The organism is Streptomyces eurythermus (genome assembly GCF_014649115.1).
Lineage (GTDB): Bacteria > Actinomycetota > Actinomycetes > Streptomycetales > Streptomycetaceae > Streptomyces > Streptomyces eurythermus.
On the sequence record NZ_BMSK01000015.1, the window covers coordinates 113,982 to 136,765 of the forward strand.

General features: G+C 71.9%; 20 protein-coding genes and 1 pseudogene. 10 read left to right on the plus strand and 11 right to left on the minus strand.

The window, feature by feature from the left end:
* Positions 1–96: 96 nt before the first annotated feature.
* On the minus strand, positions 97–1,284 hold the full coding sequence (locus IE251_RS27255) for a TadA family conjugal transfer-associated ATPase (protein WP_189755652.1): 1,188 nt from the start codon (positions 1,282–1,284) through the stop codon (positions 97–99).
* Positions 1,281–2,387: a septum site-determining protein Ssd gene (gene ssd / locus IE251_RS27260; RefSeq protein WP_189755653.1), complete on the minus strand. Its 1,107-nt coding sequence runs from the start codon at positions 2,385–2,387 to the stop codon at positions 1,281–1,283. The genes IE251_RS27255 and ssd overlap by 4 nt, the downstream gene beginning before the upstream one ends.
* Positions 2,388–2,981: 594 nt before the next feature.
* On the opposite strand from ssd, the gene IE251_RS27265 reads away from it, so the two are divergent.
* Positions 2,982–3,812 carry an HAD family hydrolase gene (locus IE251_RS27265; protein WP_189755654.1) on the plus strand — a complete coding sequence of 277 codons (831 nt, stop codon included), beginning with the start codon at positions 2,982–2,984 and terminating at the stop codon, positions 3,810–3,812.
* Between the two features lie 332 nt (positions 3,813–4,144).
* On the opposite strand, the gene IE251_RS27270 is transcribed toward IE251_RS27265, so the two are convergent.
* Positions 4,145–4,969, minus strand: coding sequence for a Fic family protein (locus tag IE251_RS27270; RefSeq protein ID WP_189755655.1), 825 nt, complete (start codon positions 4,967–4,969; stop codon positions 4,145–4,147).
* Between the two features lie 101 nt (positions 4,970–5,070).
* On the opposite strand from IE251_RS27270, the gene IE251_RS27275 reads away from it, so the two are divergent.
* On the plus strand, positions 5,071–6,051 hold the full coding sequence (locus IE251_RS27275; protein ID WP_189755656.1) for an ATP-binding protein: 981 nt from the start codon (positions 5,071–5,073) through the stop codon (positions 6,049–6,051).
* Positions 6,052–6,054: 3 nt separating this feature from the next.
* Here the strand turns inward: IE251_RS27275 and IE251_RS27280 are convergent, their stop codons facing one another.
* Positions 6,055–7,320, minus strand: coding sequence for a polysaccharide deacetylase family protein (locus tag IE251_RS27280; RefSeq protein WP_189755657.1), 1,266 nt, complete (start codon positions 7,318–7,320; stop codon positions 6,055–6,057).
* A 356-nt stretch (positions 7,321–7,676) separates the two neighbouring features.
* On the opposite strand from IE251_RS27280, the gene acs reads away from it, so the two are divergent.
* From acs to IE251_RS41260, 5 genes are all read left to right on the plus strand, one after another.
* Complete coding sequence (gene acs, locus IE251_RS27285) at positions 7,677–9,674, plus strand: acetate--CoA ligase (RefSeq protein ID WP_189755658.1); 1,998 nt, start codon at positions 7,677–7,679, stop codon at positions 9,672–9,674.
* Between the two features lie 206 nt (positions 9,675–9,880).
* A complete protein-coding gene (nhaA, locus tag IE251_RS27290; RefSeq protein ID WP_189755659.1) occupies positions 9,881–11,311 on the plus strand; it encodes a Na+/H+ antiporter NhaA in 1,431 nt (476 codons plus the stop codon).
* A gap of 122 nt (positions 11,312–11,433) precedes the next feature.
* The gene (locus IE251_RS27295) at positions 11,434–11,922 is read left to right on the plus strand and encodes a phage holin family protein (protein ID WP_030606372.1); all 489 of its coding nucleotides are present in this window, start codon (positions 11,434–11,436) and stop codon (positions 11,920–11,922) included.
* On the plus strand, positions 11,919–12,854 hold the full coding sequence (locus IE251_RS27300) for an alpha/beta fold hydrolase (protein ID WP_189755660.1): 936 nt from the start codon (positions 11,919–11,921) through the stop codon (positions 12,852–12,854). The genes IE251_RS27295 and IE251_RS27300 overlap by 4 nt, the downstream gene beginning before the upstream one ends.
* Before the next feature lie 138 nt (positions 12,855–12,992).
* Positions 12,993–13,172 (plus strand): hypothetical protein, encoded by a 180-nt coding sequence (locus tag IE251_RS41260; RefSeq protein ID WP_229896959.1) that lies wholly within the window; start codon positions 12,993–12,995, stop codon positions 13,170–13,172.
* A 16-nt stretch (positions 13,173–13,188) separates the two neighbouring features.
* Here IE251_RS41260 and IE251_RS27305 read toward each other — a convergent pair whose 3' ends face one another.
* The 3 genes from IE251_RS27305 to nth all read right to left on the minus strand — a co-directional run bounded on the left by IE251_RS27305 (position 13,189) and on the right by nth (position 16,408).
* Positions 13,189–14,388: a MarP family serine protease gene (locus IE251_RS27305; RefSeq protein WP_030781889.1), complete on the minus strand. Its 1,200-nt coding sequence runs from the start codon at positions 14,386–14,388 to the stop codon at positions 13,189–13,191.
* Between the two features lie 90 nt (positions 14,389–14,478).
* Positions 14,479–15,174, minus strand: coding sequence for an NUDIX hydrolase (locus tag IE251_RS27310; protein WP_189755661.1), 696 nt, complete (start codon positions 15,172–15,174; stop codon positions 14,479–14,481).
* 55 nt (positions 15,175–15,229) lie between these two features.
* Entirely contained in the window at positions 15,230–16,408 is a 1,179-nt protein-coding gene (gene nth, locus IE251_RS27315; RefSeq protein ID WP_189755662.1) for an endonuclease III, read from the minus strand.
* A 275-nt stretch (positions 16,409–16,683) separates the two neighbouring features.
* Between nth and IE251_RS27320 the strand changes: the two genes are divergently transcribed.
* On the plus strand, positions 16,684–17,358 hold the full coding sequence (locus tag IE251_RS27320; RefSeq protein WP_014674022.1) for a Crp/Fnr family transcriptional regulator: 675 nt from the start codon (positions 16,684–16,686) through the stop codon (positions 17,356–17,358).
* Positions 17,359–17,431: 73 nt separating this feature from the next.
* Here the strand turns inward: IE251_RS27320 and IE251_RS27325 are convergent, their stop codons facing one another.
* The 4 genes and pseudogenes from IE251_RS27325 to sp36 form a co-directional block, all read right to left on the minus strand.
* Positions 17,432–18,262, minus strand: coding sequence for an MBL fold metallo-hydrolase (locus IE251_RS27325; RefSeq protein ID WP_189755663.1), 831 nt, complete (start codon positions 18,260–18,262; stop codon positions 17,432–17,434).
* A 314-nt stretch (positions 18,263–18,576) separates the two neighbouring features.
* Positions 18,577–19,458, minus strand: a pseudogene (locus IE251_RS27330) (NUDIX hydrolase); the annotation flags it as partial.
* 68 nt (positions 19,459–19,526) lie between these two features.
* The gene (locus tag IE251_RS27335; protein ID WP_189755664.1) at positions 19,527–19,991 is read right to left on the minus strand and encodes a RidA family protein; all 465 of its coding nucleotides are present in this window, start codon (positions 19,989–19,991) and stop codon (positions 19,527–19,529) included.
* On the minus strand, positions 19,988–20,146 hold the full coding sequence (gene sp36, locus IE251_RS27340; protein ID WP_086024262.1) for a Sp36 family protein: 159 nt from the start codon (positions 20,144–20,146) through the stop codon (positions 19,988–19,990). The genes IE251_RS27335 and sp36 overlap by 4 nt, the downstream gene beginning before the upstream one ends.
* A 95-nt stretch (positions 20,147–20,241) precedes the next feature.
* Here sp36 and bagA point away from each other — a divergent pair, with 95 nt between their 5' ends.
* Positions 20,242–21,219 (plus strand): ATPase BagA, encoded by a 978-nt coding sequence (bagA, locus tag IE251_RS27345; protein WP_189755665.1) that lies wholly within the window; start codon positions 20,242–20,244, stop codon positions 21,217–21,219.
* Complete coding sequence (bagB, locus tag IE251_RS27350) at positions 21,216–22,559, plus strand: ATPase BagB (RefSeq protein WP_189755666.1); 1,344 nt, start codon at positions 21,216–21,218, stop codon at positions 22,557–22,559. Before bagA ends, bagB begins: the two co-directional genes overlap by 4 nt.
* Positions 22,560–22,784: the final 225 nt, after the last annotated feature.

Genomic DNA, 22,784 nt, shown 5'->3' on the forward strand with positions numbered 1-22,784 from the left:
CGCCCCTCCCGGGTCGCGTCCGTGCCCCGCCCTCACCGGGCGCGACCTCCTTCACCCCGGGCCCCATCCGCCCCCGGTGGTCTTCTCCGCCGCCCCTCACTCGCCCTCGGCCTCCGCATAGGGCCCCAGCAACTCCCGCAACCGCCCCCACCCCCGCTCCCGGACGAACGCCCGCTCGCCCCAGCGCAGGGCCGGTACCGTCCGCACCAGCCCGGTGGGGTCCCGCTCCAGGACGTGGACCTCGTCGATCCGGCGCCGCCCGGACCGGTCCCGCACGAGGTGCACCACCACCGAGAGGGCGGCCGCCAGCTGGCTGTGCAGCGCGGCCCGGTCCAACCCGGCGGCCGTGGCCAGGGCCTCCAGCCGGGCCGGTACGTCGGCGGCGGCGTTGGCGTGGACCGTGCAGCAGCCGCCGTGACCGGTGTTGAGGGCCGCGAGCAGATGCACGACCTCCGCGCCGCGCACCTCGCCGACGACCAGCCGGTCCGGCCGCATCCGCAGCGCCTGCCGTACGAGGTCCTCGAGGGTGACCAGGCCGGCCCCCTCCTGGTTGGCGGGCCGGGTCTCCAGCCGGACCACGTGCGGATGGTCCGGCCTGAGCTCGGCCGAGTCCTCGGCGAGCACGATCCGCTCGCCCGGTCCGACCAGCCCCAGCAGGGCGCTGAGCAGGGTGGTCTTGCCGCAGCCGGTGCCGCCGCTGACGAGGAACGAGAGCCGGGCCTCGATCAGGGCTTTTAGGATCCGGTCGCCGCCGGGCGGCACCGTGCCCGCCGAGACGAGTTCCCCGACGGTGAACGCCCGGGGCCGGACCACGCGCAGGGCGAGGCAGGTGCAGCCGACGGCGACCGGGGGCAGTACCGCGTGCAGCCGGGTGCCGTCGGGCAGCCGGGCGTCCGCCCAGGGCCGGGCGTCGTCCAGCCGGCGGCCGGCCACCGCGGCCAGGCGCTGCGCGAGACGCCGTACGGCCGCCGCGTCGGGGAAGGTGACCGTGGTCAGCTCCAGGCCGCCACCGCGGTCCACCCACACCCGGTCGGGGGCGGAGACCAGCACGTCGGTGACGTCCGGGTCGGCGAGCAGAGGCTCCAGGGGGCCGCTGCCCACGAGTTCGGACCGCAGGCGTTCGGCCGCGCCGAGCACCTCGGCGTCGCCGAGCACCCGGCCCTGTTCGCGCAGCGCCTGGGCCACGCGCGCGGGAGTGGGTTCGGCACCGCTCTCGGCGAGCCAGCGGCGGACACCGTCGAGCAGGGCCGCGCCGTCGGCCCGGTCGAGTCCGGGCAGGCTCATCGGGTGCCTCCCGACTCGACCAGCACGCGCTCCCAGAAGTGCGCACAGAACCGGGCGAGCGGGCCGCGCCCGGTCGCGCCGGGGGCCTTGGCGCTCGCCTGTGGGCGGAGCAGCACCGGTTCGACGGGCAGTTGGCCGGCCAGTGGCAGGCCGAGCAGCCGGGCCACCTCGTGGTCGTCCAGCCCGGGTGCGTAGGGTCCGCGGACCGCCACGCGGAGATCGCGGACGACCATGCCGACGGCGGAGGCGACCCGGCCGGCCGCGGCGACCGCCCGCAGTTCGGCCGGGACGACGAGGAGGACCAGATCCAGTTGGGCGAGGGCTTCGGCCACCCCGTCGTCGAGACGGCGGGGCAGGTCGACCACGACCGTGCCGCCGCGCCGCCGGGCGGCCGCCAGCACCGCCCGCACCGCGGGCGGGGGCACGGCGACGCAGTCCCCGCGGTCCCAGCTGAGCACGCGCAGGGAGTGCAGTTCGGGCAGCGACTCCTCCAGGGCGCCGCCGCCGACCCGGCCACGGGAGGCGGCGAAGGCGGGCCAGCGCAACCCGTCGGCGCCCTCGCCGCCGAGGAGCACGTCGAGTCCGCCGCCGAGCGGATCGGCGTCGACCAGGAGGGTGCGCAGTCCCTCGCGCGCGGAGGTGACGGCGAGCGCGCAGGCGAGTGTGGACGCCCCGGCGCCGCCCCGGCCGCCGATCACTCCGACGGTGAGGGCCGGACGGCCGATGCCCTCGGCGACGTCGGCGATGCGGTCGACCAGCCAGGCCTCGCCGTCGGGGAGCATCAGGACGTGGTCGGCGCCGATCAGGACGGCCCGTTTCCACACGTCGGAGTCGTCCTGGTCGCGGCCGACCAGCACCACGCCGGGCCGGCGCACGGCCCCGCTCACCCGGCGGGCGGCGTCGTCGCCGACGAGCACGAGCGGGGCCGCCGTCCAGCCGTCGCCGGAATCCGGCACGTCGTGGCGGACCTCCGGGGTGGCGCCCGCCGCCGCGCACAGGCGCAGCAGATCGTCCAGGAGGACGGCGTCCTCGGTGATGATGAGCGGCTGTCCGGGCCGGCCCGCGGGGCCGGCTGGCGGGTCGTGGGTGACGGTTCCGGTCACGGGTGTTTCCCCCTTCGCTGTGCGGGCCGCACGGCTTCCTCGGCCACGCGATTCCCAAAGGTGCGGAGAACCGCGAGCGGCCTCCCTGTGAACGGCCGGCGGAAACCGGCCATACGCGCTGCGGGCAATCGGAACCGGCCAAGAACTCGCCGCGGCCCGGAGCGCCCTGGAAACACGGTGGCGCGAGCCGCGAAATAATGTGGATCTTGGTGGAAAACTGTGGACAACGCAGGCCCTGTGAATAACTTCGTCACCCATACCGGTGACCCCTGCACCGATCCGCAGGCGACTTCCACAGAGCAGTCCGATGATTACTCCCCGTAGCCGATCATGGGCATGCCGAAAGCGCGGCAACGGCGGCGTGACGCCGGCCGTACGGCCGCGTGAAGAACGGGGAAGAGCGAGAAAACCCGCCCGGACATGCGACGACCCCCGCCGGGGGGGAGAGCGGGGGTCGTCCCCACGGCCGACTCGGGGGGGGAGGAGTCGGACCGGGTTAGCACGGTCGCGAACGATCCGTGACTTCCATGGTGTACCCGAGAGCCCTCTCAGGCAAACCCACGCGCCCCACCTTACGCCGAATGGAGGGCCCCTATGCTCAGGGGTGTGGAAAACCACTCCTTGCCCCGCGCCGCGGCCTTCTTTGACCTGGACAAGACGGTCATTGCGAAGTCGAGCACGCTCACCTTCAGCAAGTCCTTCTACCAAGGCGGCCTGATCAACCGCAGGGCCGCCTTGCGTACCGCATATGCCCAGTTCGTCTTCCTGGCCGGCGGTCTGGACCACGATCAGATGGAGCGGATGCGCGAGTATCTCTCCGCGCTGTGCCGCGGCTGGAACGTCCAGCAGGTACGGGAGATCGTGGCCGAGACCCTGCACGACCTGATCGACCCGATCATCTACGACGAGGCCGCCTCCCTCATCGAGGAGCACCACGCGGCCGGCCGGGACGTGGTGATCGTGTCCACCTCGGGCGCGGAGGTGGTCGAGCCGATCGGCGAACTGCTGGGGGCGGACCGGGTGGTCGCCACCCGCATGGTCGTGGGCGAGGACGGCTGCTTCACCGGAGAGGTGGAGTACTACGCCTACGGCCCGACCAAGGCCGAGGCCATCCGGGAACTGGCCGCGTCCGAGGGCTACGACCTCGACCGCTGCTACGCCTACAGCGACTCGGCGACCGACCTGCCGATGCTGCGCGCCGTCGGGCACCCGCACGCCGTGAACCCGGACCGCGCGCTGCGCCGCGAGGCCCTCGCGCACGGCTGGCCGGTCCTGGAGTTCCGCCGCCCGGTCCCGCTCAAGAAGCGGCTGCCGGCGTTCTCGGTACCGCCCCGGCCCGCGCTGGTCGCGGCGGCGGCCATAGGAGCGGCGGCGGCGACCGCCGGGCTCGTCTGGTACGCCAGCCGACGCCGTGCCACGGCCTGAACCGCGCCCGTTTCACCCTGTTCGGCGGTGAAAGTAAAGAAGTGCGGGCAGGGGTTCCGCTTCCTCCCGGCTCGCGGTACAAAGAACGTAGGCCCGCGAGACCAAAAGGACATCCGGGAGGATTCCCTGTCTACGCACTTGGCCCACGGACCTCGCATGAACACCGGGCACCCACGCGACGTCGACCCGTCGATTACGGGCCAGCCGCACCAGGACGGGCAAAGCACCCCGGCCTGATGGGCGACATATCGAGGACGCTTGGTAACCCGGTGAGCATGCCAGCGGCGGTACGAGAATTCGTACCGCCGCATCTCTCTGTCCGGCTTCTTCGCTCAGGCCGCGCCGCGCTGGAGCGCCTCGCAGACCGCCGTCGACTCGCGCACGCCCAGCTCCACCGCCCGTCCGCAGTGGGCGATCCACGCCGCCATGCCCTCGGGCGTGCCGGAGACATAGCCCTCCAACGCGGCCAGATAGGAGGCGCGGCCCAGTTCGGCGTGGCCGACCTCGGCCGGGCAGACGGCCTTCGGGTCCAGACCGCTGCCGATCAGCACGATCCGCTCGGCCGCGCGCGCGACCAGGCCGTTGTGCGACACGAAGGGGCGCAGCGCCAGCAGCTCGCCGTGCACGACGGCGGCCGTCACCAGGGCCGGGGCCGAGGTACCGGCGATGATCAGGTCCGCCAGCCCCTCCAGCCGGCCGGAGACCTCCCCGGCGTCGGGCAGCGGCAGTTCGATCAACGGCTCGTCCACCGGCTCGCCGGCCTGTCGCGGCCTGCCCACCCGCTCGGCGCCGTCGGCCGCGGCCACCAGGTGCAGCCGGGCCAGCACCCGCAGCGGCGACTGGCGCCAGATGGACAGCAACTGCCCCGCCTCGGCGGTGAGCCGCAGGGCCGCGCCCATCACGCGGGCCTCCGCGTCGACGCCGAAGTCGCTGCGCCGCCGGACCTCCTCCAGGGCCCAGTCCGCACCGGACAGCGCCGCCGAGCCACGGGCGCCGCGCAGGGCGGCCTCGGAGGTGATCTCGTTGCTGCGGCGCCGCATGACACGGTGGCCGTAGACCCGGTCCACGGCCTTGCGTACGGACTCCACGGATTCGGCCACACCGGGCAGCGAGCCCAGGGCGGAGAGCGGGTCGGCGGTAGCGCCTGTCGTACTCATGGGTACGACAGTACGCACCCTGGCGGCCCGCCCCACGAAGGAGTGGTCTTCTTCACGTCAGCGTGACACCTACAGCTATCATCCGGCTACTCTTGGTGAACATGAAAATTGCTTTCGTCGGGAAGGGCGGGAGCGGCAAGACGACGCTCTCCTCCCTCTTCATCCGCCATCTCACCGCCGCCGGCGCTCCGGTGGTCGCCATCGACGCGGACATCAACCAGCACCTCGGCCCCGCCCTCGGCCTCGGCGAGGACGAGGCGGCGGCACTGCCCGCCATGGGCGAACGGCTCCCGCTGATCAAGGACTACCTGCGCGGCACCAACCCGCGCATCGCCTCGGCCGCGACAATGATCAAGACGACCCCACCCGGCGAGGGATCGCGGCTGGTCCGGGTGCGCGAGCCCAACCCGGTCTACGACGCCTGCGCGCGTCCGGTGGAACTCGACGGCGGCGCCGTCCGGCTGATGGTCACCGGCCCCTTCACGGACGCCGACCTGGGGGTCTCCTGCTACCACTCCAAGACGGGAGCGGTGGAGCTGTATCTGAACCACCTCGTCGACGGCCCCGACGAGTACGTGGTGGTCGACATGACGGCCGGTTCGGACTCCTTCGCCTCCGGCATGTTCACCCGCTTCGACATGACGTTCCTCGTCGCCGAGCCGACCCGGAAGGGCGTCTCCGTCTACCGCCAGTACAAGGAGTACGCCCGGGACTTCGGCGTGGCCCTGAAGGTCGTCGGCAACAAGATCCAGGAGCCGGACGACATCGACTTCCTGCGCGAGGAGGTCGGGGACGACCTGCTCGTGACGGTCGGGCGCTCGGACTGGGTGCGCGCCATGGAGAAGGGCCGCCCGCCCCGGTTCGACCTCCTGGAGGAGCCCAACGCCCGTGCGCTGGAGACCCTCCGGGCCGCCGTGGACGCCACCTACGAGCGGCGCGACTGGGAGCGCTACACCCGTCAGATGGTGCACTTCCACCTGAAGAACGCCGAGTCCTGGGGGAACGAGCGCACCGGGGCCGACCTGGCGGCGCAGGTCGACCCCGGCTTCGTGCTCGGCGAGAGTGTGGCGACCCCCGCCTGACACCTACCGCTGGTCCGCCGGCGCCCCGGGTACTCCCTTGGGCGCCGGGGCCGGGCTGCCGGACAGGAAGGACGCCCAGCCCTGCCGGGGCGCCTCGCCGACCTCCAGGGAGCGCAGCCGCGCCAGCGTCCGCGGGTCCTGGGCGTCGAGCCAGTCGACCAGCTGCCGGAAGGAGACGCAGCGCACCTCGGGCTTGGTGCACACCTCCTTCACCACCTCTTCCACGGCGCGCATATAGGTGCCGCCGTTCCAGGACTCGAAGTGGTTGCCGATGACCAGAGGCGCGCGGTTGCCGTCGTAGGCGCGGTAGAAGCCCTTGAGGAGGCCGTCGCGCATCTGGTCGCCCCAGTAGTCGAACTTGTCGGGATCACCCTGGGTCTCGGTGCCGGACTGGCCGACCATGAAGTTGTAGTCCATGGTCAGCTGCTCATAGGTGTGGCCGGGGAAGGGCACCAGCTGCATCGACAGGTCCCACAACCCCTCCTTCTTCTTGGGCCAGACCTGGTCGTTGACTCCGCTGGAGTCGTAGCGGAAGCCGAGGTCGCGGGCGGCCTTCACGAAGTTCTTCCGCCCCTCCAGGCAGGGGGTGCGGGCGCCGATCAGCTCCTTGTCGTAATCGAAGGGCAGCGGCTCCTCCGCCCGCATGCCGGTATTGGACCGCCAGGACTTCACAAAACTTCTGGCCTGGGCGATCTCGCTCTTCCACTCGTCCACCGACCAGGTGCCCACCCCGCCGTCCGGCCCGCAGAAATGGCCGTTGAAGTGGGTGCCGATCTCGTTGCCCTCCAGCCAGGCCAGCCGCAGTTGCTCGAGGGTGTCGGCGATGCCCCGCTCGTCGTTGAACCCGATGTCGGAGCGGCCCGGGGAGTGCTGCGGCGGCTTGTAGAGGTCGCGTTTCTCCTCCGGCAGCAGGTACACCCCGCTGAGGAAGTACGTCATGGTCGCGTTGTTCTCCTTGGCGACCTCACGGAAGTGCGAGAACAGTTTCTGGCTGTCCTCGCCCGCGCCGTCCCAGGAGAACACGACGAACTGCGGGGGCTTCTGACCAGGGCTCAGCCGCTCCGGTGTGGGCAGATGCGGCTGGGCCCCGGTGTACACGGTGGATCCGTCGCCGATCGGCCGGAACACGCTGCCCGGCGCCGGGGCGCCCTGCTCCGGGCCGGGCGCCCCGGGTTTGACGGCGGTGGCGTCTCCCGCGCAGCCGGCGAGTGACGCCGCACAGGCCGCGGCGACCATGGCACCGACGGCGATCCTCTGGGTGGCGGCCATGTTCCGCCCACCTTCTTCCTTCTCTCAGACGCACGCTGACTTGGGCCGTTTCTGGTGATGTGCCGGGGTTGTCCCGGCGGCGCGGCCAAGGTCGCATGGGGTCGAGAAGGGATGAGGATGACAAGCCGATCAAATGATTAATTCACCCTCAGAGGGGATCCTTTCCTCCATTTACGCCGAAAAGCTATTCCATACCTTTACGTGGCATTACGATTCCTTTACTGAATCCGCATGGCCGGACACGACCCGGCCAACTGGCGCCCCAGAGACCGGAGGTGACAGACAACGGCCCTCCGACAGGTCTAAACCAATTTTCCCGGCGACCCTTGTCATCGGCCCCCCGGGTCTGATGAGCTGTGGCCTGGGACACAACGGACACCCTTGGAATGGGAGATGTCGTGAGCAATGAGAGCCTGGCCAACCTGCTGAAGGAAGAACGCAGGTTCGCGCCCCCCGCCGACCTGGCCGCACACGCCAATGTCACCGCGGAGGCGTATGAGCAGGCCAAGGCTGACAGGCTCGGCTTCTGGGCCGAGCAGGCCCGCCGGCTGACCTGGGCCAAGGAACCGACGGAGACGCTGGACTGGTCCAACCCGCCGTTCGCGCAGTGGTTCAAGGACGGCGAGCTGAACGTCGCCTACAACTGCGTGGACCGCCATGTGGAGGCCGGTCACGGCAACCGCGTCGCCATCCACTTCGAGGGCGAGCCCGGGGACAGCCGCGCGATCACCTACGCGGAGCTGAAGGACGAGGTCTCCAAGGCCGCCAACGCCCTGCTGGAGCTCGGCGTGCGCAAGGGTGACCGGGTCGCCATCTACATGCCGATGATCCCGGAGACCGCGATCGCGATGCTGGCCTCGGCCCGGATCGGCGCGGCCCACTCGGTCGTCTTCGGCGGCTTCTCGGCGGACGCGCTCGCGACCCGCATCCAGGACGCGGACGCCAAGGTCGTCATCACCGCCGACGGCGGCTACCGGCGCGGCAAGCCGTCCGCGCTCAAGCCGGCCGTGGACGAGGCGCTCGGCAAGGCCGACCAGGTCGAGCATGTGCTGGTGGTGCGCCGTACCGGCCAGGAGGTCGCCTGGACCGAGGGCCGGGACCTGTGGTGGCACGACGTGGTGGGCCGGCAGTCCGCCGAGCACACCCCGGAGGCGTTCGAGGCGGAGCACCCGTTGTTCATCCTCTACACCTCCGGTACGACGGGTAAGCCGAAGGGCATCCTGCACACCTCCGGCGGCTACCTCACCCAGGCGGCCTACACCCACTGGGCGGTCTTCGACCTCAAGCCGGAGACGGACGTCTACTGGTGCACGGCCGACGTCGGCTGGGTGACCGGCCACTCGTACATCGTGTACGGCCCGCTGGCCAACGGCGCGACCCAGGTGATGTACGAGGGCACGCCGGACACCCCGCACCAGGGCCGGTTCTGGGAGATCGTGCAGAAGTACAAGGTCACGATCCTCTACACCGCGCCGACCGCGATCCGGACGTTCATGAAGTGGGGCGACGACATCCCCGCCAAGTACGACCTGTCCTCCCTGCGGGTCCTCGGCTCGGTGGGCGAGCCCATCAACCCCGAGGCGTGGATCTGGTACCGCAAGCACATCGGCGCCGACCGCACGCCCGTGGTGGACACCTGGTGGCAGACCGAGACCGGCGCGATGATGATCTCGCCGCTGCCCGGCGTCACCGAGGCCAAGCCCGGTTCGGCGCAGCGCCCGCTGCCCGGCATCAGCGCGACGGTCGTCGACGACGAGGCGAACGAGGTGCCCGACGGCGGCGGTGGCTACCTGGTGCTGACCGAGCCGTGGCCGTCGATGCTGCGCACCATCTGGGGCGACGACCAGCGGTTCATCGACACCTACTGGTCCCGCTTCGAAGGCAAGTACTTCGCCGGCGACGGCGCGAAGAAGGACCAGGACGGTGACATCTGGCTGCTGGGCCGGGTGGACGACGTGATGCTCGTCTCCGGGCACAACATCTCCACCACCGAGGTGGAGTCGGCTCTGGTCTCGCACCCGGCGGTCGCCGAGGCCGCCGTCGTGGGCGCCGCGGACGAGACCACCGGCCAGGCCATCGTCGCCTTCGTCATCCTGCGCGGCTCGGCGTCGGAGACCGAGACGCTCATCGGCGAGCTGCGCAACCACGTCGGCGCCACCCTCGGCCCGATCGCCAAGCCCAAGCGGATCCTGCCGGTGGCCGAGCTGCCGAAGACCCGCTCCGGCAAGATCATGCGCCGCCTGCTGCGGGATGTCGCCGAGAACCGCCAGCTCGGTGACGTGACCACCCTGACCGACAGCACCGTCATGGACCTGATCCAGGCCAAGCTGCCCGCCACGTCCAGCGAGGACTGAGCGGACCGGGAGGAGTCGAACGACGTCCTGCGGGGCACTCGGCCGGTGAACGTGCCGGGTGTCCCGGGGACGGCTACGGTGAAGATCATCGGACCGGCGCGCGCTACTTTAGGTAAACTAAGGAAAGTCGCAGCATGTGACACCTCAGGTGCGCCGGGAAGTCTGGTCGGCATGTGATTCCGCCTGCCTGCCTCCGGAGGTCTCCCGTGACCGCGCCCCGCACCCCCACCACCGTCCGCAAGGCCCTCGGCCGCCTGTCCCTGCCCGAGCGGACCTTCATCGCGGACGCGCTGCGCACCGAGACCGTCGGCGGTGTCCTGCTGCTCCTGGCCGCCGTGGCCGCGCTGCTCTGGGCGAACATCCCCGGCCTGCACCACAGCTACGAGACGGTCAGCCACTTCCACCTCGGCCCCGGCGCGCTGGGCCTGCACCTGTCCGTCGCCCACTGGGCCGCCGACGGACTGCTCGCGCTGTTCTTCTTCGTCGCCGGCATCGAACTCAAGCGCGAGCTGGTCGCCGGGGACCTGCGCGACCCGAAGGCGGCCGTGCTGCCCGTGGCGGCGGCCCTGTGCGGGATGGCCGCACCCGCGCTCGTCTACGCCCTCACCAACCTCGCCGGGAACGGCTCCCTCCAGGGCTGGGCCGTGCCCACCGCCACCGACATCGCCTTCGCGCTCGCCGTGCTCGCGGTCATCGGCACCTCCCTGCCCAGCGCCCTGCGCGCCTTCCTGCTCACCCTGGCGGTCGTCGACGACCTCTTCGCGATACTGATCATCGCGATCTTCTTCACCGACCGGCTGAACCTCGCCGCCCTCGGCGGGGCCGCCGCCGGGCTCGCCGTCTTCTGGCTGCTGCTGCGCAAGGGCGTACGCGGCTGGTACGTGTACGTACCGCTCGCCCTCGTCATCTGGGCGCTGATGTACAACAGCGGCGTGCACGCCACCATCGCCGGCGTGGCGATGGGCCTGATGCTGCGCTGCACCACCCGGGAGGGTGAGCAGCACTCGCCGGGCGAGCACATCGAGCATCTGGTGCGGCCCCTGTCGGCCGGGCTCGCCGTACCGCTGTTCGCCCTGTTCAGCGCCGGTGTGTCGATATCCGGCGGTGCGCTCGGGGACGTGTTCGCGAGGCCCGAGACGCTCGGTGTCGTCCTCGGCCTGGTCGTGGGCAAGACGATCGGGATCTTCGGCGGCACCTGGCTGACCGTCCGCTTCACCCGGGCGCGGCTCAGCGAGGAGCTGGCGTGGGCCGACGTCTTCGCGATGTCCTCGCTCGCCGGGATCGGCTTCACGGTGTCGCTGCTGATCGGCGAGCTGGCCTTCGGGAGCGACACCGTACTGACCGGCGAGGTGAAGGCGGCCGTCCTCATCGGATCGCTGATCGCGGCGGTGTGCGCGACGATGCTGCTGAAGCTGCGCAACAACCGGTACCGCAGGCTGTGTGAGGAAGAGGAGCGCGACGAGGACCTCGACGGCATCCCGGACGTCTACGAACAGGGCGACCCGGCGTACCACCTCCGGATGGCCGAGATCCACGAGCGCAAGGCCGCCGAACACCGGCGGCTGGCCGCCGAGGCACGCCGCGGGCTTGCGGAAGTGCCGGGCGGGGCAGGCGAGGAGGGCGACCGTCCGGCATGATCTGACGAGACGGTACAAAACAAGACGGCCGCACGCGCGCGACGGCTACCCGGACGGCCGTACGAGCACCACGGCCGTCCCCACAGCACATGTGCGGCACGAGACCTCTGAGGGAGAACGCGATGAGCGCACCCGACGGCAGCCCGGTCGGCGCCGAACGCAGTATCGGCCAGCTGTTCGCCTCGGCGACGACCGAATTGTCGGCGCTGGTGCACGACGAGATCGCGCTGGCCAAAGCCCAGCTCAAGCAGGACGTGAAGCGCGGCGCGGTGAGCGGCGGCGCCTTCTCGATGGCGGGCGCGGTCCTGGTGTTCTCCCTGCCGATGCTCAACTTCGCCCTGGCGTACGGCATCCGCACCTGGAGCCACTGGAACCTGGCGATCTGCTTCGTGCTGTCCTTCGCGGCCAATGTGCTGGTGGCCGGTCTGCTCGGGCTCATCGGCGTGGTGTTCGCGAAGAAGGCCAAGAAGGGCAAGGGCCCGCAGAAGGTGGCCGCCTCGATGAAGGAGTCGGCGGGCGTCCTGCAGAACGCCAAGCCGCACCCGCGTCCGGAGCTGCCCGGCGAACCGGCTCCCGCCGCCATCGAGGCTGTGGCACGCTCGTCGTCATGACGGACCCAGCCGCCCCCTCGCCCGTGCGGATCGACCTCCCGGACGGGACACGGGTCACGCACCGGGATGTCGCCGCCAACGGCGCCCGCTTCCACATCGCGGAGCTGGGCGACGGTCCCCTGGTGCTGCTCCTGCACGGTTTCCCGCAGTTCTGGTGGACGTGGCGGCACCAGCTGACCGCGCTCGCCGACGCGGGCTACCGGGCGGTGGCGATGGACCTGCGGGGCGTCGGCGGCAGCGACCGCACGCCCCGCGGGTACGACCCCGCCAACCTGGCGCTCGACGTCACCGGGGTGATCCGCTCGCTCGGCGAACCGGACGCCGCACTGGTCGGCCACGACCTCGGCGGCTATCTGGCGTGGACGGCGGCGGCCATGCGGCCCAAGCTCGTCCGGCGCCTGGCGGTGGTGTCCATGCCGCACCCGCGGCGCTGGCGCGCGGCGATGCTGCGGGACGCCCGGCAGACGGCCGCCAACTCCTACATCTGGGGATTCCAGCGGCCGTGGCTGCCCGAGCGCCAACTGACCGCCGACGGCGGCGCGCTGGTGGGCCGGCTGATCCGGGACTGGTCCGGGCCGCAGCCGCCGGAGGACACGGCCGTGGAGACGTACCAGCGGGCCATGTGCATCCCCTCCACGGCGCACTGCTCCATCGAGCCGTACCGCTGGCTGGTGCGCTCCCTGGCCCGCCCCGACGGCGTGCAGTTCTACCGCAGGATGAAGCGGCCCGTACGGGTGCCGACGCTGCATCTGCACGGCTCGCTGGACCCGGTGACCCGGACCCGCAGCGCGGCCGGTTCCGGGGAGTACGTCGAAGCCCCGTACCGCTGGCGCCTGTTCGACGGTCTCGGCCACTTCCCGCACGAGGAGGACCCGGCCGCTTTCTCCGCGGAACTGGTCAACTGGCTGAAGGATCCCGAGCCGGACCGGTGACCGTCCGGGGCGGATTCCGGTGCGTTCGGCATCCGGTTCCCCGCCCGTGTCCCCCCAACCGCCACATGCCTTGCGCATAGGCCAATTAGGGGGCGCGCGGGCGGTTATCGACCTTCGGGCGGGGGCACACGTCGGGGTATGGGCTGGACGCACGACATCAGTGACGCACCCCGCAACCGCCGCTCGGCCACGGGTCCGGGCACACCCCAGCGGGTCACGCCGCAACTCGCGGTGGGCGACCCCAGGGTGGGGATCCCGCGCATCCTGCGCCGCCGGGCCCGCTGGGTCTCGGTGCGTCTGCGTCATCCGCGGGGCTGACCGCCACCGCGCCGCCCTACAGGGCGCAGCTGTCCGTGCCCACCTGCTCGTTCGCCGTACGACCCCGCTCGATGTCGGCCCGGATCTCATCCGCCGTCAGCGCGTACCCCGTGTCCGCGTCGTCGAGTGACTTGGCGAACACCACGCCGTACACCTCCCCGTCCGGGGTGAGCAGCGGGCCGCCGGAGTTGCCCTGCCGGACGACGGCGTACAGGGAGTAGACATCGCGGCGCACCGTGCCGCGGTGGTAGATGTCCGCGCCGCTGGCCGTGATGCGCCCGCGCACGCGCGCGGCGCGCACGTCGTACGCGCCGTTCTCCGGGAAGCCCGCGACGATCGCGCCGTCCCCTCCGGACGCGTCCTCACGGGTGAACCGCAGCGCGGTCGCCCGCAGGTCGGGCACGTCGAGTACGGCGATGTCGCGCTCCCAGTCGTACAGCACCACCCGGGCGTCGTACTTGCGGCCCTCGCCGCCTATCTGCACCCTCGGCTCGTCGACGCCGCCGACCACGTGCGCGTTGGTCATCACGCGCCGGTCGGCGAACACGAAGCCGGTGCCCTCCAGGACCTTGCCGCAGCTCTGGGCGGTGCCGGTGACCTTGACGATGGAGTTCCGGGCGCGCTGGGCGACCGGGCTGCCCGCGAGGGCCGGGTCGGGCGGCCGCACGTCCTTGATCGGCTCGTCGGCGAACGGGCTGAAGACCTGCGGGAAGCCGTTCTGCGCGAGCACCGAGGAGAAGTCCGCGAACCAGGTGTCGGCCTGCTCGGGCAGCGCCCGGGAGACGCCGAGCAGCACCTTGGAGCCCCGGACCTCCTTGCCGAGCGTGGGCAGGGTCGTGCCGGCCAGGGCGGACCCGATCAGCCAGGCCACCAGGAGCATCGCGACGACGTTGACCAGGGCGCCGCCGGTGGCGTCCAGGGCGCGGGCCGGGGACCAGGTGATGTGCCGGCGCAGCTTGTTGCCCAGGTGGGTGGTCAGGGCCTGGCCCACGGAGGCGCAGACGATCACGACGACCACGGCCACGACGGCGGCGGTGGTGCCGACCTCCTCCTTGCCGGTCGTGGCGTCCCAGATCACGGGCAGCGTGTACACGGCGAGCAGACCGCCGCCGAGGAACCCGGTCACCGACAGGATGCCGACGACGAAGCCCTGGCGGTAACCCACCACCGCGAACCACACGGCCGCGACGAGCAACAGGATGTCCAGCACGTTCACTGCTTCAGGCCTCGCCTACTCACTCCGCTCCCAGCAGCTCGGCCGGGCCCCGGGGCCGCCCCCCGGGGATTCAGCACGGGGATCACCCTGTCACGCGCGCCAGTCGAGCGGGACCTGCTTTCCCCGGTCCCAGGGGCGCTCCCAGCCCGCGAAGTGCAGCAGGCGGTCGATCACCCCGGCCGTGAAGCCCCACACCAGGGCTGATTCGACCAGGAACGCCGGGCCGCTGTGGCCGCTGGGGTGGACGGCGGTGGCGCGGTTGGCGGGGTCGGTGAGATCCGCCACGGGCACGGTGAAGACCCGGGCCGTCTCGTTCGGGTCGACCACGCCGACCGGGCTGGGCTCGCGCCACCAGCCCAGCACGGGCGTGACGACGAAACGGCTGACCGGGATGTACAGCCGGGGCAGCACGCCGAAGAGCTGCACGCCCGCCGGATCCAGCCCGGTCTCCTCCCGCGCCTCGCGCAGCGCTGCCCGCAGCGGACCGTCGCCCTGCGGATCGCCGTCCTCCGGATCCAGCGCGCCGCCCGGGAAGGACGGCTGGCCGGGGTGCGAGCGCAGGGAGCCCGCGCGCTCCATGAGCAGCAGCTCCGGGCCGCGCTCGCCCTCGCCGAACAGGATCAGCACGGCCGACTGCCGTCCCGAGCCGTTCTCCGGCGGCAGGAAGCGGCTCAGCTGCGTCGGCTCGACCGTCTCCGCGACGCGCAGGACCGGCGCCAGCCAGTCCGGCAGCCCCGCGCCGCTGAGCGTCAGCGGGCCGTCCTGCGTTCCGCTCGTCCTCGTCATCGCCACCCCCGTCGTCCTGCCCTCTCCAACGCCCGAGGGCACCGAGATCGTTCCGTCACGCGGCCCCCAGGGGCGGCGCCGGTTTGCCGCCGGCGTCGAGATAGGCCCGCGGGGGGTTCAGACGCTGGCCCGGGAAGCCGCCCTTCTCGTACTTGAGCAGCTTCTTCGCCTTCTCCGGGTCGGTCTCGCCCTCGCCGTACGCGGGGCACAGCGGGGCGATGGGGCAGGCGCCGCAGGCGGGCTTACGGGCGTGGCAGATGCGCCGGCCGTGCCAGATGACGTGGTGGGACAGGTCGGTCCACTCGCTCTTCGGGAAGAGCGCGCCGACGGCGGCCTCGATCTTGCCGGGGTCGGTCTCGTCGGTCCACTGCCAGCGCCGCACGAGCCGCTGGAAGTGGGTGTCCACGGTGATCCCGGGGTGGCCGTAGGCGTTGCCGAGGACGACGAAGGCCGTCTTGCGGCCCACGCCGGGCAGCGTGACCAGGTCCTCCAGCCGTCCGGGCACCTCGCCGCCGAAGTTCTCGACGAGCGACTTGGAGAGCCCTATGACCGACCTCGTCTTGGCCCGGAAGAAGCCGCAGGGGCGCAGGATCTCCTCGACCTCCTCCGGGTTGGCGGCGGCGAGGTCCTCGGGGGTGGGGTACCGGGCGAAGAGCGCCGGGGTGGTCTGGTTGACGCGCAGGTCGGTGGTCTGGGCGGACAGCACGGTGGCGACCAGCAGCTGGAAGGGGTTCTCGAAGTCCAGCTCGGGGTGCGCGTAGGGGTACACCTCGGCCAGCTCGCGGTTGATGCGGCGGGCACGGCGGACCAGGGCGGTGGGGGACTCGCCGCCCGGCGGCCGGACGGCGATCTTCTTGACGGGCGCGGCCTTCTCGACGGCGGCTTCGGCGGGGAGGACCACGTCGGCCGGCTTCACCTTCCTGGCGACCGCGGCTTTCCCGGCGGAGGTGGTTCTTCCGGCCGGGGCGGTCTTCTTGGCGGGCGTGTTCCTGGTGGCGGCGGTCTTGGAAGGCGCGGCCTTCTTCGCGGCCGCCGTCTTCTTGGCCGCGGGTGCCGCCTTCTTCCCGGCGGGCTTCCCGGCGGGCTTCTCGGCGGGCTTCTCGGCCCGCTTCGTGACCTTCTTCGTGGCCTTCTCCGCCGCCTTCTTCGCGGGCGAGGTCTCCCCCTCCGCACCGACAGCCTTTTTAGCCGATTTGCCCGTTTTACTACTTCCATCGGGCGCGCGTTCGCCCACAGCGGAATCGCGACGTACAACCACCCGCCCAGCCCCCTTGTCCTGTGCTGTCACCGGCGATTTGGACACCCGGCCAGCCTAAAGCCCGGCACCGACATCCGCCCCGGACCCGGCGAAGCGGCCCCCGATCGGACCCCTGACGCTTACCCCGGGAGACGGGTGCGGCATCCTTGTGACAGATCACACTGTTTGGACCGTCCGGCAAAATGGGGAACACGGTCCCCTGGCACACGGGGGAGCAAGATCCCCTGAGCAGGTCGACAAGGAGAGAACTCGTGGACGACGTTCTGCGGCGCAACCCGCTCTTCGCGGCTCTCGACGACGAGCAGGCCGCGGAGCTTCGCGCCTCCATGAGTGAGGTGACCCTCGCACGCGGCGATTCCCTGTTCCACGAGGGCGACCCCGGGGACCGGCTGTACGTCGTCACCGAAGGCAAGGTCAAGCTGCACCGCACTTCCCCCGACGGCCGGGAGAACATGCTCGCCGTCGTCGGCCCCGGCGAGCTCATCGGCGAGCTGTCGCTGTTCGACCCGGGCCCCCGCACCGCCACCGCGACCGCGCTGACCGAGGTCAAGCTGCTCGGTCTCGGCCACGGTGACCTCCAGCCCTGGCTGAACGCCCGCCCCGAGGTGGCCGGCGCCCTGCTGCGGGCCGTCGCCCGCCGGCTGCGCAAGACCAACGACGCCATGTCCGACCTGGTCTTCTCCGACGTCCCCGGCCGGGTCGCCCGTGCCCTGCTGGACCTCTCGCGCCGCTTCGGCGTGCAGTCCGAGGAGGGCATCCACGTCGTCCACGACCTGACCCAGGAGGAGCTGGCCCAGCTGGTCGGCGCCTCCCGCGAGACCGTGAACAAGGCCCTCGCCGACTTCGCCCAGCGCGGCTGGCTCCGCCTGGAGGCGCGCGCCGTGATCCTGCTGGACGTGGAGCGGCTGGCCAAGCGGTCGCGCTGACGCCGGCCTCGGCCGTACGCCCCCGGGGCCCCGCTCGCACGAGCCGGGCCCCGTTGTCGTGCCCTGCCCGGGGCTAGATCAGCCCGTGCTCGCTGAGGTAGTCCAGCTGGGCCCGGACCGACAGTTCCGCGGCCGGCCACAGCGAGCGGTCCACGTCGGCGTAGACGTGGGCGACGACCTCGGCCGGGGTGCGGTGGCCGTCCTCGACCGCGGTCTCCACCTGGGCGAGCCGGTGGGCGCGGTGGGCGAGGTAGAACTCCACGGCGCCCTGGGCGTCTTCCAGGACTGGCCCGTGGCCCGGCAGGACGGTGTGCACGCCGTCGTCCACCGTCAGGGACCGAAGCCGCCGCAGGGAGTCCAGATAGTCCCCGAGCCTGCCGTCCGGGTGGGCCACGACCGTCGTACCGCGCCCGAGGACGGTGTCGCCGGTCAGCACCGCCCGGTCGGCCGGGAGATGGAAGGACAGCGAGTCCGCGGTGTGCCCGGGGGTGGGTACGACCCGCAGCTCCAGGCCGCCGACGGTGACCACGTCCCCGGCGGCCAGCCCCTCGTCGCCGAGCCGCAGGGCCGGGTCCAGCGCGCGCACGCGCGTGCCGGTCAGCTCGGCGAACCGGGCGGCGCCCTCCGCGTGGTCGGGGTGACCGTGGGTCAGCAGGGTCAGGGCTATGCGTCTGCCGGCCTTCTCCGCCGTGTCCACGACGTTGCGCAGGTGGCCGTCGTCGAGCGGGCCGGGGTCGATCACCACGGCCAGGTCGGAGTCGGGCTCGGCGACGATCCAGGTGTTGGTGCCGTCCAGGGTCATCGCGGAGGCGTTGGGCGCGAGGACGTTGACCGCCCGTGCGGTGGCCGGCCCGGACAGCGCTCCGCCCCGGGGCTGGCCCGGCAGCGCGCTCGCGTCGGTCATGCGGAACCTCCACCGGTGGTCGAGGGGGTGGACAAGGCGGTGGTCGAGGAGGAGGCCGAGGCGGTGATCGTGGGCGTGGCCGGGCGGGTACCAGCAGGGGCGTCCGCCGGACCACGCACCGGGCCGCCCACCGAACCACCCACCGGACCGCCCGCAGAACCGCCCGCAGAAGCCCCGGGCGCCGCGGATCCCTCGGGCTTCCCGGACACCGCAGACGTCGTCGTCGGTGCCGCTGGCGCCTCGGACGTCGTAGGAGTCGTAGGCGCTGTCGTAGGAGTCGTAGGCGCTACGGATGTCCCCGGCCCCGTAGGTTCCGCAGCCGTCGGCCCCGTCGGCTCGGCGGTCGTCGGGACGTGCTTGGTGAACTCCTCGTGCCCCGGCCAGGAGAGGATGATCTCGTCGCCCTGGAGGCGGGCGGTCGCCAGTACCGGCGTCATCTCGCGCGCGGGCGCGGCGGCCAGTGCCTCGGCGGCGGTGCCGTAGGGAAGCAGCCGGCGCAGGGTGGCGATGGTGGGCGGCATCATCAGCAGCTCGCCCTTGTCGTACCCGGCGGCGGCCTCGGCGGGGCGGATCCACACCGTGCGGTCGGCCTCCGTGGAGGCGTTGCGGGTGCGCTGCCCGTCGGGGAGGGCGGCCACGAAGAACCACGTGTCGTAGCGGCGGGCCTCGAACTCCGGGGTGATCCAGCGGGCCCAGGCACCCAGCAGGTCCGAGCGCAGCACCAGCCCGCGCCGGTCGAGGAACTCCGCGAAGGACAGCTCACGCGCGACCAGGGCGGCGCGGTCGGCCTCCCAGTCGTCCCCCGTGGTGTCGCCGACGACCGAGTCCGGGTCGGGACCGGCGAGCAGCACGCCGGCCTCCTCGTAGGTCTCCCGTACGGCCGCGCACACGATCGCCTGGGCGGCCGCGGCGTCGACGCCGAGCCGATCCGCCCACCACGCGCGCGTGGGGCCCGCCCAGCGGATCTGGCGGTCGTCGTCGCGTGGGTCGACACCGCCTCCGGGATACGCGTACGCGCCTCCGGCGAAGGCCATGGAGGCGCGTCTGCGCAGCATGTGGACGACGGGGCCGTCCGGGGTGTCCTTGAGGAGCAGCACCGTGGCCGCGCGCCTGGGGGCCACCGGGGTGAGCGAGCCGTCCGCGAGCGCGCGGATGCGGTCCGGCCACTCCGGGGGATACCACTGACCGTTCGCCATGGCCGGAGGCTATCCCGTGCCGGGCGATTGTTCGAGAGGTGCCCGGGGCCGGCGGGGAGGACGGCGGTCTACTGCGCCAGCTCCACCTGGATCTCGACCTCGACCGGCGCGTCCAGCGGCAGCACCGCGACGCCGACCGCGCTGCGGGCGTGCACGCCCTTCTCGCCCAGGACCTCGCCGAGCAGTTCGCTGGCGCCGTTGACGACACCGGGCTGCCCGGTGAAGTCGGACGCCGAGGCGACGAAGCCGACGACCTTCACCACGCGCGCGACGCTGTCCAGGTCGCCGACGACGGACTTCACGGCGGCCAGCGCGTTCAGCGCGCAGACGCGGGCCAGCTCCTTGGCCTCCTCCGGCGTGACCTCGGCGCCCACCTTGCCGGTGACCGGCAGCTTGCCCTCCACCATCGGCAGCTGCCCGGCGGTGTACACGTACGCCCCGGACCGCACGGCCGGCTGGTAGGAGGCCAGCGGCGGTACCACCTCCGGCAGGGTCAGGCCCAGCTCGGCCAGCCTGGCCTCGACCGCGCTCACGCCTGCTTCTCCCGCTTCAGGTAGGCCACCAGCTGCTCCGGGTTCGGCCCGGGCACGACCTGGACGAGTTCCCAGCCGTCCTCGCCCCAGTTGTCCAGAATCTGCTTCGTGGCATGGACGAGCAGCGGCACGGTTGCGTATTCCCACTTGGTCATGGGCCGACTGTAGCCGCTGTGGCCACGGGGACGGTGACCTGCGTTATCCACAGCCTCGCGCGTGACCGTCGGCCGGACTGGTTAGTCTCGAAGACGTGAGCAGGCTCCAGGTCGTCAGCGGCAAGGGCGGGACCGGAAAGACGACGGTCGCCGCCGCACTCGCGCTGGCCCTCGCGACCGAGGGGAAGCGGACGCTTCTCGTGGAGGTCGAGGGCCGGCAGGGCATCGCACAACTCTTCGAGACGGAGGCGTTGCCCTATGAAGAGCGGAAGATCGCGGTCGCTCCGGGCGGCGGGGAGGTGTACGCCCTCGCCATCGACCCCGAACTGGCCCTCTTGGACTACCTCCAGATGTTCTACAAGCTCGGGGGCGCGGGCCGGGCCCTGAAGAAGCTCGGCGCGATCGACTTCGCCACCACCATCGCGCCCGGCCTGAGGGACGTCCTGCTGACCGGCAAGGCGTGCGAGGCGGTGCGCCGCAAGGACCGCTCGGGACGGTTCGCGTACGACTACGTGGTCATGGACGCCCCGCCGACCGGCCGTGTCACCCGCTTCCTGAACGTGAACGACGAGGTGGCGGGCCTGGCGAAGATCGGACCGATACACAATCAGGCGCAGGCCGTGATGCGGGTGCTGAAGTCGCCGGAGACGGCGGTGCACCTGGTGACGCTCCTGGAGGAGATGCCGGTCCAGGAGACCGCCGACGGCCTCGCCGAACTCCGCGCCGCCCGGCTGCCGGTGGGCCGGGTCATCGTGAACATGGTCCGGCCGCAGGTGTTGGACGAGGACGACCTGGAACTCGTACGGACCGTGGAGCGTTCCTCCGTCGCACAGGCGCTCTCGGCGGCCGGCCTGGGCGGGGCCCGGCGCGGCGGGAACGCCGAGAAACTGGTGGACCCGCTGCTGGAGCAGGCCGCGGAGTACGCCGAGCGGTACACGCTGGAGCAGGAGCAGCGCGCGGTCCTCACCGAGCTGGGCCTGCCGCTGCACGAACTGCCGCTGCTCGCCGAGGGCATGGACCTGGCGGGCCTCTACGAACTCGCCACCGAGCTGCGGAAGCAGGGGTTGTCATGAGTCCGGACCCGGCCGAGGCATCCGAGACGGCACAGGAGCCCGAGCAGGCCCGCCGCCTTTCTTCCGCGCGCGTGCTGGACGTGGACCCGCTGCTGGACGACCCCAGGACCCGGATCGTGGTGTGCTGCGGCTCGGGCGGGGTCGGCAAGACGACGACCGCGGCGGCGCTCGGGCTCAGGGCCGCCGAGCGGGGCCGGAAGGTGGTCGTGCTGACCATCGACCCGGCCAAGCGGCTGGCCCAGTCGATGGGGATCGACTCCCTCGACAACGTGCCCCGCCGGGTGAAGGGCACCGAGGGCGACGGCGAGCTGCACGCCATGATGCTCGACATGAAGCGCACCTTCGACGAGGTCGTGGAGGCGCACGCGGACCCGGCGCGGGCCGCCGCGATCCTGGCGAACCCCTTCTACCAGTCGCTCTCGGCGGGCTTCGCGGGCACGCAGGAGTACATGGCGATGGAGAAGCTGGGCCAGCTGCGGGCACGGGACGAGTGGGACCTGATCGTGGTCGACACCCCGCCCTCCCGCTCGGCACTGGACTTCCTGGACGCCCCCAAGCGGCTCGGCTCCTTCCTGGACGGCCGGCTCATCCGTCTGCTGACCGCTCCGGCGAAGCTCGGCGGCCGGGCCGGGATGGCCTTCCTCAACGTCGGCATGTCGATGATGACGGGCACGCTCGGCAAGCTGCTGGGCGGTCAGCTGCTGAAGGACGTGCAGACGTTCGTGGCCGCGATGGACACCACGTTCGGCGGCTTCCGCACCCGCGCGGACGCCACCTACAAGCTTCTCCAGGCGCCCGGTACGGCGTTCCTGGTGGTGGCGGCCCCGGAGCGGGACGCGCTGCGCGAGGCCGCGTACTTCGTGGAGCGGCTGGCCGCGGAGAGCATGCCGCTGGTGGGGCTGGTGCTGAACCGCGTCCATGACAGCGGTGCCGGCCGGCTGTCGGCCGAGCGGGCGCTCGCGGCCGCGGAAAATCTTGAGGACTCCCGCATTGTGGATCAGGGGGACGGGAAAGCTGGACTTCGTAACTCTCCCGACACGCAAGGCAGTTCACAATCTTCCGCACCGGAGACCGCAGCCCCTGCTCCCGAGGAAGGCTCCCCCGCCGACACGGAGCGCTCGGTCGACCGGCTCACCGCGGGCCTGCTGAGGTTGCACGCCGAGCGCATGCGGCTGCTCGCCCGCGAGCGGCGCACACGCGACCGCTTCACCGCCCGGCACCCCGAGGTGGCGATGGTCGAGGTACCCGCGCTGCCCGGTGATGTCCACGACCTCGCGGGCCTGCGCGACATCGGAGACCGGCTGGCGGCCCAACGGCCCGAACGGACGGAGCACATATAGGCACCGCACTACGGGTTACGTCACGTCTTTCGACGCGTGAACAGGTACGCGTACGGCGCATACCGGCGCGTGGGGACGCACAGGCGCACAGGGGCGCTCGATGGCGCGCTCGCGGCCACGGACGCCACCGCACAGCAGTACACCCGCCGTACAACCGGCCGTAATGGGCACCGCGCACGCCGACCCTGGCCTTGACGTGGTGACGTGGTGACGGGGTCAGCCTGA

What these genes read in the sequence shown, in the direction of transcription:
- IE251_RS27255 (WP_189755652.1), bottom strand. Translation starts at nt 1,284, where the DNA reads ATGAGCCTGCCCGGACTCGACCGGGCCGACGGCGCGGCCCTGCTCGAC.
- IE251_RS27265 (WP_189755654.1), top strand. Translation starts at nt 2,982, where the DNA reads ATGCTCAGGGGTGTGGAAAACCACTCCTTGCCCCGCGCCGCGGCCTTC.
- IE251_RS27270 (WP_189755655.1), bottom strand. Translation starts at nt 4,969, where the DNA reads ATGAGTACGACAGGCGCTACCGCCGACCCGCTCTCCGCCCTGGGCTCG.
- IE251_RS27275 (WP_189755656.1), top strand. Translation starts at nt 5,071, where the DNA reads ATGAAAATTGCTTTCGTCGGGAAGGGCGGGAGCGGCAAGACGACGCTC.
- IE251_RS27280 (WP_189755657.1), bottom strand. Translation starts at nt 7,320, where the DNA reads ATGGCCGCCACCCAGAGGATCGCCGTCGGTGCCATGGTCGCCGCGGCC.
- IE251_RS27295 (WP_030606372.1), top strand. Translation starts at nt 11,434, where the DNA reads ATGAGCGCACCCGACGGCAGCCCGGTCGGCGCCGAACGCAGTATCGGC.
- IE251_RS27300 (WP_189755660.1), top strand. Translation starts at nt 11,919, where the DNA reads ATGACGGACCCAGCCGCCCCCTCGCCCGTGCGGATCGACCTCCCGGAC.
- IE251_RS41260 (WP_229896959.1), top strand. Translation starts at nt 12,993, where the DNA reads ATGGGCTGGACGCACGACATCAGTGACGCACCCCGCAACCGCCGCTCG.
- IE251_RS27310 (WP_189755661.1), bottom strand. Translation starts at nt 15,174, where the DNA reads ATGACGAGGACGAGCGGAACGCAGGACGGCCCGCTGACGCTCAGCGGC.
- IE251_RS27325 (WP_189755663.1), bottom strand. Translation starts at nt 18,262, where the DNA reads ATGACCGACGCGAGCGCGCTGCCGGGCCAGCCCCGGGGCGGAGCGCTG.
- sp36 (WP_086024262.1), bottom strand. Translation starts at nt 20,146, where the DNA reads ATGACCAAGTGGGAATACGCAACCGTGCCGCTGCTCGTCCATGCCACG.
- bagB (WP_189755666.1), top strand. Translation starts at nt 21,216, where the DNA reads ATGAGTCCGGACCCGGCCGAGGCATCCGAGACGGCACAGGAGCCCGAG.